This is a genomic window from Bradyrhizobium sp. 197, assembly GCF_023073375.1.
GTDB lineage: Bacteria > Pseudomonadota > Alphaproteobacteria > Rhizobiales > Xanthobacteraceae > Bradyrhizobium.
Map to the genome: position 1 here is coordinate 1 of NZ_JADPJJ010000023.1, position 11,180 is coordinate 11,180.

Annotated in this window: 6 protein-coding genes and 1 pseudogene; 3 read left to right on the forward strand and 4 right to left on the reverse strand. The window is 60.4% G+C overall.

Features of this window, described 5'->3' with window-relative positions; genetic code table 11:
* Nucleotides 1–241: 241 nt before the first annotated feature.
* Nucleotides 242–1,267, reverse strand: coding sequence for an ABC transporter substrate-binding protein (locus tag IVB27_RS05405; protein ID WP_247441974.1), 1,026 nt, complete (start codon nt 1,265–1,267; stop codon nt 242–244).
* A gap of 472 nt (nt 1,268–1,739) precedes the next feature.
* Here IVB27_RS05405 and IVB27_RS05410 point away from each other — a divergent pair, with 472 nt between their 5' ends.
* Nucleotides 1,740–3,272, forward strand: coding sequence for an MFS transporter (locus tag IVB27_RS05410; protein ID WP_247441976.1), 1,533 nt, complete (start codon nt 1,740–1,742; stop codon nt 3,270–3,272).
* On the opposite strand, the gene IVB27_RS05415 is transcribed toward IVB27_RS05410, so the two are convergent.
* Nucleotides 3,213–4,442: a DUF5996 family protein gene (locus tag IVB27_RS05415; protein ID WP_247441978.1), complete on the reverse strand. Its 1,230-nt coding sequence runs from the start codon at nt 4,440–4,442 to the stop codon at nt 3,213–3,215. The genes IVB27_RS05410 and IVB27_RS05415 overlap by 60 nt on opposite strands.
* Nucleotides 4,443–4,775: 333 nt before the next feature.
* On the opposite strand from IVB27_RS05415, the gene IVB27_RS05420 reads away from it, so the two are divergent.
* Nucleotides 4,776–6,089, forward strand: coding sequence for an adenylate/guanylate cyclase domain-containing protein (locus tag IVB27_RS05420; protein ID WP_247441980.1), 1,314 nt, complete (start codon nt 4,776–4,778; stop codon nt 6,087–6,089).
* Nucleotides 6,090–6,362: 273 nt separating this feature from the next.
* On the opposite strand, the pseudogene IVB27_RS43535 reads toward IVB27_RS05420, so the two are convergent.
* Nucleotides 6,363–6,653, reverse strand: a pseudogene (locus IVB27_RS43535) (transposase); the annotation flags it as partial.
* 324 nt (nt 6,654–6,977) lie between these two features.
* A complete protein-coding gene (locus IVB27_RS05430) occupies nt 6,978–10,340 on the reverse strand; it encodes an AAA family ATPase (RefSeq protein ID WP_247441981.1) in 3,363 nt (1,120 codons plus the stop codon).
* 215 nt (nt 10,341–10,555) lie between these two features.
* Between IVB27_RS05430 and IVB27_RS05435 the strand changes: the two genes are divergently transcribed.
* The gene (locus IVB27_RS05435) at nt 10,556–10,969 is read left to right on the forward strand and encodes a gamma-glutamylcyclotransferase family protein (protein WP_247441983.1); all 414 of its coding nucleotides are present in this window, start codon (nt 10,556–10,558) and stop codon (nt 10,967–10,969) included.
* The last annotated feature ends 211 nt before the right edge of the window (nt 10,970–11,180 follow it).

Sequence of the window (11,180 nt, forward strand, 5' to 3'; positions counted from 1 at the left end):
GCACCATGCGCAAGACCAAACATCGGGGCATCGCTCGCGTCGCCGCCGACTTCCTGCTTAATCTGATCGCCTATAACCTGATCCGAATTCCAAAACTGCCCGCCGCATAGCCACCCCGCGCGGGGGCACACTCAATACCAAGCTAGAAATTACATCCAACTCTACCGCGCCGCTCCAAAAACGACCGGCGAAAATATGAAAATTCTCCATTTCAAGGTTTTTCAGCAGACTGTTAGATCAATCAGCCTCCCAGTTCAGGTCGAACCGCGTTAAGGAACCCCCAGTCAGCTCCATCCGCGATAAGTTTCGCCGGGCTCGATTTAATCATCCCAGCTTCGCGCAGGCGAAGCGCGTAAAAGCGGATTGTGTCCTCAGGATCGTACTCGCGCCAGCGATTGTACGGCACATCCGCAAGAGTCTGAGCCGCGTAGTCCAGGCGAGGCGCGAAACCCCTATCCACCATGCGCTGTGCAACGAGGGCCGGCGCGCTCACGCACAAATCCGTGGCCCGGAGCATGGCGCGCACCACGCGCTTGGTGGCGATAGGATTCTTTCGAACGAATTCGCGATTGCCCGCCAACATGCAACAAAAGTACTGCGACCATGGGCGATCCTGTGCGCTGTTGACGATGACGCGACCGATGCTCTGCGCACGCAAACGTTGAGGTTCTGGGGGAAATCCAAGGAAGGCGTCGATTTTGCCCTCCGCAAACAATTCGATAGGTCTGACCTTCGCGCTCGTCACCCACTCGATATCCTTAGCGGGATCGAGCCCAACAAGTGTCGCCATCGCGCTCAGAAATACATGCGGGGGCGATTCAAGCGATTGGATGCCGACGGTCCGCCCCTTCAGGTCGGCGACGCTGCGTATGCCCTCCCTGGCGAAGAGCTCGAAGCAGCCGACGTGAACCCCGGCCAGAATGGTAGTGCTCAAGCCTCGGTCGATCTCGAGAAGAAGTGGCCCAGAGAAATTCAGATTGAAGTCGACATCGCTGTTTTTCCAGATAGCTTTGTCTTGTGCAGCGCCGCTACCAACGAACCCGGTTTCGACGTGAACTACATTTGTAAATCCCTCGGCATTCAGCAGGTCGCTTACTACGTACACGGGCGCGATGCAGATACTCGGGCTCTTTGCGAGGCGGATCGTGGTGGTTTCTGGCGGCGGATCGGGCTCTTCGGCCCTGAGCCGAGTGGTAATGCTCCAAAGCAGCGGAGTGGAGGCGGCGCAGCATCCCGCCAACAGCAAGTCGCGACGGTTTGTATGCATCGGGACCTCCTCGAAACCTTAGGGTTGCTTCGGGGGCCGAACGTCAGGCCGCGTGATTGCGGGAAAAGGCCCCGCTCTCGATAAACATATCACCGCTGCGCTAGGTCGGATATGACCGAGTACCTGACGTGTCTGCAATTCCAGACAATCCTCGGCCGAACTAATTTAGCTTTCTTGGGTCGCCGTGGTCGGCTTAGGGTCAAAATGCGAAGAACTCAGCCTGAGCAAATCTTGATGCGAAGAACTCAGCCTGAGCAAATCTTGTCCGCCATTCCTCAATAAGCGGACCTCGTGGAGCGATGCTGCTGCTTCGCCGAAGGGCCACAAGCAGACATCGGCCTGAGCGGGCATCCTGCCGGATCTGCCGACCACCCGAGCGATCGACCTCGGCGAAACGGGCTGAACCGACGGTTGCCAACGGTACCCGCGAGGCGCACGCTGGTAGCGACAGCCACGCTTCTCGAGCCCCCAAATGGTTGGTTTCACACAACCTCCCTGCGAAGCCAACATTATCCGGGCCATACCAGCTTTTGACGCAGCACTGCCGCAAAGACGCAAGCGGCTGACGCTGGTGGCGACCATATTCGGTTCGAGCATGGCATTGGTCGACGGTTCGGTCGTGAATATCGCCCTGCCGGCGATTCAGCACGCCCTGCAAGCAGGGGTGGCCGCGACCCAATGGATCGTTAATGCCTATCTGCTGCTACTCAGCGCTATGGTGCTGGTTGGGGGGGCGGCTGCCGATCTTTACGGCCGTCGACGCATCTTTGTTTTCGGCATTACGATATTCACCATGGCCTCCATTACGTGCGGCCTGTCGCCGAACATCACCGTGTTAATCGCAAGCCGCGCAATCCAAGGGGTTGGCGCCGCGCTCCTCATCCCGGCAAGCCTCGCGCTATTGGGAGCGACTTTTGACGAGCACGAGCGCAACCATGCGATCGGAGTATGGGCTGGTGTCGGCGCGCTGACCGCTGCCGTCGGCCCGGTACTGGGCGGCTGGCTCGTCGATCAGGTGTCGTGGCGTGCGATTTTTCTGCTCAATTTGCCGCTGGCGGCCGTCGCGGCGGGACTTGCGAGCAGCTTCGCGGGCGAAAGCCGAAATGACAATGCAAAATCGCTGGACTGGGCCGGAGCGGCCACGGTTGCCGCCGGTCTCGCCGCGATCAGCTGGGGGCTTGGCGCTATTCCCGCGTCGGGATTTTCTGACAGAACCGTAATTGGCGCGCTCGGATTAGGATTTGTATTGTTCTTGCTATTTCTCGCAATGGAAGTTCGGCTCGGTGCACGAGCAATGATGCCGCTATCGCTGTACGGTTCGCGCAGTTTTTCCGCAGCCAACGTATTGACGCTGTTGCTTTACTTCGCGCTAGGCGGCGCGCTGTATTATCTGCCGTTCGGCTTGATCCGGCTCGGCGGATACTCCGCGACGCAGGCCGGCGCTACGCTGCTTCCATTTGCTGTCATAATGGGTTTCGGCGCGCAATTCGCCGGCAGGTTTTCCGATCGTTTCGGGCCGCAGCAGTCGCTCACCTTCGGACCCGTCATCGCAGGCTGCGGTCTGGCGCTGCTGGCTTTTGCCGATTTTCGACAATCCTACTGGGCCGGAGCGTTTCCGGCGATCTGCGTATTTGGCATCGGCATGACCATCACCGTCCCGCCGCTGACCTCGATGGTAATGTCGTCAGTGGGCGACGCCCACGCCGGGGTCGCTTCGGGCGTCAACAACGCGGTCGCCCGGGTGGCAGGTCTCTTTGCAGTCGCGGCGCTCGGCGCCGTTTTGTTCGCCAGCTTTTCGTATCATCTTGCCGGTTCGCCGCGCGCAGAAGCCAACGAAGCGCTGAATGCAATACTGGCCGGACAAGCCGGCATCACCGAAGCCGCAACGGCAGCGTTCGAACGCGCGCTACGCATAGTGTTGCAGGTGGCGGCGCTCTGCTCCTTGCTAGGCGGCATTCTTTTTCGGTTGTGGATCCGACCGATTGGATCGCAAGCGGCGCGTTGAAGGCGGACGTCTAGGGAGGTCCCAGTCGGGCCGCGCTTCCGCCGATGGCCAATCGCCAACAGATATTCGCGCTTGACGAGCGGCCCCGCCGGCACAGCGTAGTGGCTCGACATCGCGATTGAGGCGCTCTGCCTGACCAAGGGGAAGGCTCGTCGAACTTCGTCTCTTCCTATCCAGGGGGCGGGGCAGAAGGGGGTGACCAATCGGACATTCGAGCGCGGCACGATCCCAGCGTCCGACATCGGCTGCCGCCCGATAGGTACTTACCAGAAACGACATGAGCGTTGCCTCCGGATTGCTCGACTTCCTCACAACCTCGTACGCCAGGAGATATTCCCCAAGCTTCTGATCGAAATATGCGCCCGTCGGCAAAATCTGTTCGTCGGCAAAACCGTTCGGAGTGGGATAGGCATAAGAGTAGAAAGCCGCAAAGTCTGTGCCGCCTCCGCCCGGCCAGAAGCCGGCAGACGAGACTTCATCACTGTAGGCCTCGCGCGTCACTTCGTCCGGTAAACCCGGTACGCCCCTCGGGTGAAGCGGAGCAGGACGTCCGGAGAAGCGCGTCACCGCGAGATCGAAGCTGCCCCAGAAGAGATGGACTGGACTGACCTTTCCGGTGAAGCCCGTCCGAAACCGATGAAACACACCGTCGATCGCAACCATGGCCCTGAAAAACCGCGTCACGGCATCTGCATCATAGGGTCGGATCTGACGGTCGTCCTGGAAGGGGATCGGATCGGGGACTTCATTGGGCCGGCCGTCGAATTCCGGTGTACCGCCGAGACGTCCCACCAACTCACAGAACCGGGCGTGAAAGTCGGCAACGGACATCGGCCCCAGCGCCATTTCAACCCGGCGGCCATCAGAGGCCTCTCCGATCACGACATGACGGGAGAGATCGAAGGTGATCTCGATACCTGAGGCGTCTGGAACCAGTGAAGTCGTGAGCCCGCGAGCATTCACGTAGAAAGTCGCGTGCCATGAATGATTGACCCACGGCGTCCTCGCGAGCCGATACTTGCCGACAACTTGGCAATATAAATGAAGCGCGGAACAGGTTTCGCGCCACGCCTCGAAGGGATTTCCGGCGAGATCGCGCTCATAGCGTTTCCTCCTTTGTGTTTGGTCGCACGGACGAGGCGCTGGTGTCGTCCATTCACGTATGAGCATTGACGGTCGCAGGCATTTGAGAACGTTTGCAGCGAAAAACAAAGCTCCAAATTGGAGAGACTCGTAGGATCAGTGTCGCCAAGCTCATTGAGGTCTGGGCGTTTTCCCAGGGCTATCTTTGGCCGGGCCGTCGCGCGAAAAGGCCGGTTTGGGTCACAGGCCGACTTCCGAACCGACTTGAGCCTGGGTCGGCTTATCTCCTCAAGGCAGACATAGCGGCCCTGTAAGCAAAGGTCGGCAGCGGGTCAACCGGAGACATTCAACCTATGCCGGTACCCTTCTTGCTGCTACACTCTGAGCGGACTGCGACGACCGTGGCCGGGGAGATCATCCATGCAGCCGGTCACTCGCTATGCGAAGAGCGGCGACGTCCATATCGCTTATCAGGTATTTGGCGACGGGCCGATTAATCTGGTTCTCGCTCCCTATTTCGTGTCGAACATTGAGGTCTACTGGGAGCATCCCGCAGTCGCTCGGTGGCTGTTGCGGCTGGGATCCTTTGCTCGGGTGGCAATGTTTGACAAGCGTGGGACAGGCATGTCCGATCGTGTCCCGGAGCTTCCAGGCCTCGATCAACGTATGGACGACCTCCGGGCAGTTATGGACGCAGCAGATATGGAACAGGCGGCGCTCCTTGGAGCATCGGAAGGCGCATCCTTGGCGGCACTGTTCGCTGCCACCTATCCGGCACGGTCCCGTGCGCTGATCCTCTACGGCGGCTTTGCGCAATTTTCATCTTGGCTACCAACAGAGAAGGATCTGGCAGAGTTCCTTGCATATATTGATCAGGCTTGGGGATCTGGCGGCAGTATAGCCGTCTTTTTTCCCTCCCTTGCCAACGATCCAGCCGCCCAACAGTGGATGGGCAGATTTGAGCGGCTGGGCGCAAGCCCCGCTGCAGCGACCGAACTCATGCGCATGAATAGTCAAATCGATATTAGTAATATCCTGCCAACGATCCGGATTCCCACACTTGTCGTTCACCGCACCGGCGACAGGGCAATCAATGTGGAGGGGGGCCGCTATCTGGCTGAGCACATTCCCGCGGCTTGTTACGTCGAGCTTCCTGGAATTGACCACCCTCCCTTTTTCGGCGACAACGCCGATCTAATTGCAGATACGATCGAGGAATTCTTGACCGGCGTGCGCGCGCCGGTCACCGGCGATCGGGTGCTCGCTACGGTTCTCTTTACTGATATCGTTGGATCGACCGAGAAGGCGGCTGCACTCGGCGACCGCCGTTGGCACGATCTGTTTGATGCCCATCACGCTACAATCCGACGCAACCTCGATCGCTTCCGCGGGCACGAAGTCAAGACGACTGGCGACGGCGTTCTGGCCACTTTCGATGGGCCGGCACGCGGGGTACGCTGCGCGTGCGCAATTGCCGAAGAGGTTCGATCGCTGGGCATCGAAATCCGCGCGGGACTGCACACGGGCGAGTGCGAAATTAGCGATGACGATGTGGGCGGCATCGCCGTCCACATCGGTGCACGTGTTGCAGCGCTCGCAGGCGCGGGCGAGGTCCTAGTATCGAGTACCGTCAAAGAACTGGTGGCTGGGTCAGCGTTACGGTTCGGCGACCGTGGTGCCCGATCGCTAAAGGGTGTTCCCGGCGAGTGGCGCATATTTGCAGTCGAGCGATAACTGTGTCGGCCCGCGCTATTTTTTCGCGAGAAGGTCCGCTTCGGGTCTTGGTCGTGTAAAAACACTATTGCATGACGCAGACTGGCGCGGTTGGACTCAGGCTAGCGCAATCCGATCAATTTGGACAATTTTACGGCCACCAGAACTCATCCTGACGCAATGTCGGGCTGTTTCACGCGCCCGATGAATCGCAACGGCGCGCGCCGGCGCCCGTATCCCGCCCTCACCGCCGCCAGCAGCGGTTTCATCCCGACGATGTTCAGCACGCGTTTCCGACGGCTCCTGCCGGTCGGCGGCGATCGAGCTGAGCGAGATAGCGCGCAACACTCTCCTCCAATTGCGTGCGCCGCCGCTCGACTTTGCCGCGCGTGAAGTTCTTATCGCGATTATTGACTGCTTTGAATTTGCTGCCGTCGATGGCGACGCTGGCTGTCGCGAGCAATCCCATCTTGCGACACACCTCGACGAAGCGCGCGCAGACTCTTTTGATGGGGGACCATTGTCCTTGCGGAAATCGGCGATCGTTTTGTGATCGGGCGCAAGCCGGGCGAGCAGCAACATCACATGAGGCGCTTCGTTCAAGGGGCTGATCGCGGGCAATCGACTTTGTTGCCGGAATGCCTGGATGCTGAATTTTAGATGACAATCCGGTTCGCGTGATCGACACTTCGACGTTGCGGCCAGCTTCACGCTCGAGCCGGCGGCTCGAGTGCACACGGTTAAGATAACCGTAAATGTAGAGCCTTAAGAGCGCCGACGTTTTCACACAGCCAGGGTCACAAGCCGCCGAACTGGCAACCGGCTGCAAACTTCCGGTCTGACCTTATGAGCCGACACGCAGCGACACCGCGCCAACGGAAGCGATGGGCCACGAGCCGCTGTCAGCGATCATGCCGCCAGCTCCTCGAGCAGGGCTTTCCCCTTCTTCAAATCCAACGTATCGGACCCCTCGGTGAACCAGACGTAGACTGGAGTGAGAAGCTCTCGGGCTTCTCTGTGCTTGCCGCTGTCGCGCCAGAGCCGGGCCAAGCTGATGGCGGCGCGCAGCTCCAGGCATTTAGAGTTCTGGCAACCAGCCACGTCGAGCGCACGCTGAAACCATAATTCTGCTTTGGTCCTGCCGCCGCCCGGCCCGGCTAGCGTCAACTCCCCAGTCAACCGGTAAATTTCCGCCTCCCACCGCCGCTCGCCAGTTTCCTCGACAATGCGCGAAGCCTCGACCAGCGCGGTTAATCCGTGCTCGATTTCTCCGGCCCACGCCGAAGCTTCAGCCAGCAGTGCAAGATGATAGGGCCGACGAATTCGCACGCCTGTCAGTTCGATGGCAGCGAGACCGCGATGAATCTCCGCGATCCCTTCCATAGTTTGCCCGCGTGCCGCGACTGCCCAGCCCCGCAAGATACTCCCGGCCGCCGCCAAGTGCGGCGCGATGCCATGCTCGGCGCACACCGCGACTGCGGCCTCCGCTTGCTCCTGAGCAGGTTCAACTTCCCCCAAATGCTGGTTGGTCATTGCCGCCCACACCAGGGCGAGAACAAGGCTGAAGGGATGCGAAAGCCCCCGAGCCATGCTCACCGCCTCGTGGGCCGTGGCGCGCGCCTGCTCGGGGAAGCCAAGCGACCAAAGGGCGGCCGCGGAGGTGTATCGATTGCAAACGGCTGCGTCGTGGCCGCCATACAAGAACATATGGGCGCGGTGCGCGTCCGGCCGATACAGCGCCAAGCCGGCTTCGAGGTGCGTCCGGCACGCGGTCAGTTCCGGGAGATGGACGAGTGTAGTCCATGCAGCATGATGCGCCTGCAGGAGAAGGGCCCGATCGGCGCTTTGGCGAGCGACCTCGAACAGCCCGTCTAATAGGCCGCGAGCCCTCTTGAACTCGCAGCGCTGCTGATAAATAAGCCAAAGCCCCCAGTTCACGGCAAAGAGCTGCGCTCCATCGCCGGCTTGCTGACACAGGTCGCGTGCGCGCAGGTAGGCTTGCTCCACCTCCGGCGCCGAATAGCTCTTGGTGGCGAACAGCACCGGCGCGAGGACAAGCTGCAGTGCGAGTTCGCGACGGGCACGCTCCACCGGATCGGGGACCCGCTTTACGAGGGCCAGCCCCTTGTAGAGATGGGCAACGGACTCGGCGTGCGCCGAGCGCTCAGCCGCGCGCTGGCCGGCCGCCAGCCAGTAGGCAATGGCCTTTTCCGCAAGCTCAGCTTCGGTAAAGTGGTGCGCGAGAACCTCTGGCTGGATTGCCGCGACGTCCGGGAACGTCTCCTCGAGCGCCCGGGCAATGCGCGCGTGCAGCGCGTGCCGCCTATCGCGCAGCAATGAGCCGTAGGCGGTGTCCTGAACGAGAGCGTGCTTGAACAAATAGGTCGCGTGCGGCGGGATGCCATTTCGGAACAGCAACCCGGCTTGCATCAGGCGGTCGAGCGCCGAGGCCAGTTCCGGCTCTGACTTCCGCAGCACGGCGGCTAACAGCACCTGCGAGAACTCACGACCTATCGCCGCCCCGATCTGAGCCAGCTCTTTAGCCGGGCCAAGCCGGTCGAGCCGCGCCATCAGAGAAGCATGCAAGCTTGCGGGCACAGCCAGCGCAGGCGAGGGGATCGCAGCCGCAGCCTGCATCGCTTCAGTCTCGCTCTCAGCCTCCAGCACCGCCTTCGTCATCTCCTCCGCGAACAGAGGGACGCCATCGGTGCGCTCGACAATTTCCCTCCTGATATCGGCCGGCAGCAGCCTGTTGCCGACCATGCGGTCGATCATGGTGCCGACGTCGCGCTCAGCCAGGCGGTTGATAGTTAGCATCGTAACGTGCGATTGCCCGACCCACGGGGCGTCGAACTCAGGTCGAAACGTCACGATCAAGAGCACGCGGAGACTCGCGATTCGGTCCATGGCACGACCGAAGACTTCCAGGCTTGTGGGATCGGCCCAGTGCGCATCCTCGACGATCATGAGCACGGGACTGGAGCGCGCAAGGGCTTCCAATTGGAGGCCGAGTGCTGCCAGCGTTTTCTGCCGGCGCTGTTCGGGAATAGGCTCCAGAGCTGGATAGCGCCCATCATTAGGAAGCGACAACATCTCGGCCAGGAGCGCCGCGTCCTGCCGGGACGTCGAAGTCTGCGCCAGCAGCGCATCGAGCTTGTCCAGCTTGGCTTGCGGTGTGTCGCTGTGCACAAGTACGGCTGCCCGTTCGAATTGCCCAATGATTGAGTAAAGAGCGCTGTCGGTGTGCTGCGGCGAGCAGAAATAACGCAGTCGCGTGTGTGGTTCGGCCGCGATTTCCTCCATGAGCGCGGCAGAGAGCCTGGATTTGCCGATTCCGGCCTCACCGGACAGCAAGACTACCCGGCCTTCGCCGGCCTTGGCTCTCGCCCAGCGGCGCAAAAGCAGCTCAAGTTCTTCTTCTCGTCCGACGAGCGCAGTGAGGCCGCTGGCATGCATCGCATCGAAGCGGCTCTCGACAAAACTCGTCCGCACTACCGCGAAGGCTTTCACCGACCCAGCGATACCCTTTAGTTCCCTGGGTCCAAGGTCCCGCAGTTCGAAAAGGTTACCCAGCAACCTGCGTGTGGTCTCGGCAACGACGACGGTGTTCGGCTCGGCGATGCCTTGAAGGCGCGCGGCGAGGTTCGGCGTCTCGCCGACGATGCCGCGCTCCTGCGCTTCTCCGGATCCGACAAGGTCTCCGATGACTACGGTCCCGGTGGCAACCCCGAGCCGTACCTGTAGGGGCTCAGGCGCCGTGAGTAACGCTACCGCATCGATCAGAGCCAGGCTGGCCCGAATGGCACGCTCGGCGTCATCCTCGTGTGCTGCGGGATAGCCGAAATAAATGAGCACGCCATCGCCCATATATTTCGCGAGGAAGCCGCCGAAGCGGCGCACGGTATCAGCGACGCACCTCTGATAGGCCGAAATGATCTCGCGCAGGTCTTCCGGGTCCAGACGGATCGAGAGCGCCGTCGAACCGACAAGGTCCGAGAACATCACGGTGACCTGGCGGCGCTCCGCAACGTCCTTTCCAATATGATCGTCTTCCAGAGGAACTGCGGTAAGGGGCCCTAGAGGGTTCGAAGCTCGCAAAGCGGCAATGGCGTCGAGAAGCCTCCGGCGATGTCCAACAATTCGGACACCAAGATCCTTCAGATCGTCTGCCGTCAAGTTCGGAAGCGCAACGTCGTCGATCTCGTTCTCGCGGAAGGCCTTCTCATATTGTTCGAGACCAAGTTCCCGCAGCCAACTTCCGAGATCATCCATAGCGGCGCCTCTGGTTCGCCTACCGCGCAATAATCCCCCAGCCGAGACAACATGTCTAGGGCACTACTAATGACCGGTTTGGGTCACGAGCCGGCATAATCTCGGCGAGCAAATCAAGTCGGCTCTCCCTCGGATAGGAAACCAACCGAGGCCCGCTTGATCGGTCGCCATGGGCCAGGAGCAGAACTTGCGGGAGCCCCATGCATTAATGGGAGATGCAGACGGATCTGTTTGTGTTCGGCACTTTGAAAAAAGGTTTTCCACTCCACGACGAAGGGCTTCGTGGAGCCCAATTCGTTGGCCTTTATTGCACACAAGAGCGCTTTCCGCTTGTAATCGCTGGGCCGTGGTTCGCACCGATGATGTTTAACGAGCCGGGGAACGGCCATAAGGTCCGAGGCGAACTTTATCGGGTCCACGCGTTTCAGCTTGCAGCGCTGGATCAGATAGAATCGATCGGAAAGCCGGGCAACCTGCGTCTAAAAATAGCCGTCGAGCCAGTCGCAAAAGGAAATCCAGTTCAAGCTTTCGTCTACATGAAATCTCGTGATGTGGCCGGCGGGGCCTATCATTCCGGACTACTCGAAGGTTACGAAGACGATCGTTTCATTGTCCCGACGGCCAGGTGAACGGCGCATCTGCTTCGGGTGATTCGCCGTCCATGCAGACTTCTACCTGTCACTTCCGATCCACCCCGAACAGCGGACGTAATGGAACGGGCCCAGTTGGTCCGAGACGGGCCATGAGCTGAAGTTGCTGGTTCGACGGGATGAAAGCGGCACTCCCATTGCTATTGCTCAACCGAAACTCGTTGATGCCCGGAGAACTACGGACGCGGAA

Bases quoted from the DNA above. Each gene is read 5' to 3' on its own strand.
- IVB27_RS05405 (WP_247441974.1), bottom strand. From the start codon at position 1,267: ATGCATACAAACCGTCGCGACTTGCTGTTGGCGGGATGCTGCGCCGCC.
- IVB27_RS05410 (WP_247441976.1), top strand. From the start codon at position 1,740: ATGGTTGGTTTCACACAACCTCCCTGCGAAGCCAACATTATCCGGGCC.
- IVB27_RS05415 (WP_247441978.1), bottom strand. From the start codon at position 4,442: ATGCTCATACGTGAATGGACGACACCAGCGCCTCGTCCGTGCGACCAA.
- IVB27_RS05420 (WP_247441980.1), top strand. From the start codon at position 4,776: ATGCAGCCGGTCACTCGCTATGCGAAGAGCGGCGACGTCCATATCGCT.
- IVB27_RS05430 (WP_247441981.1), bottom strand. From the start codon at position 10,340: ATGGATGATCTCGGAAGTTGGCTGCGGGAACTTGGTCTCGAACAATAT.
- IVB27_RS05435 (WP_247441983.1), top strand. From the start codon at position 10,556: ATGCAGACGGATCTGTTTGTGTTCGGCACTTTGAAAAAAGGTTTTCCA.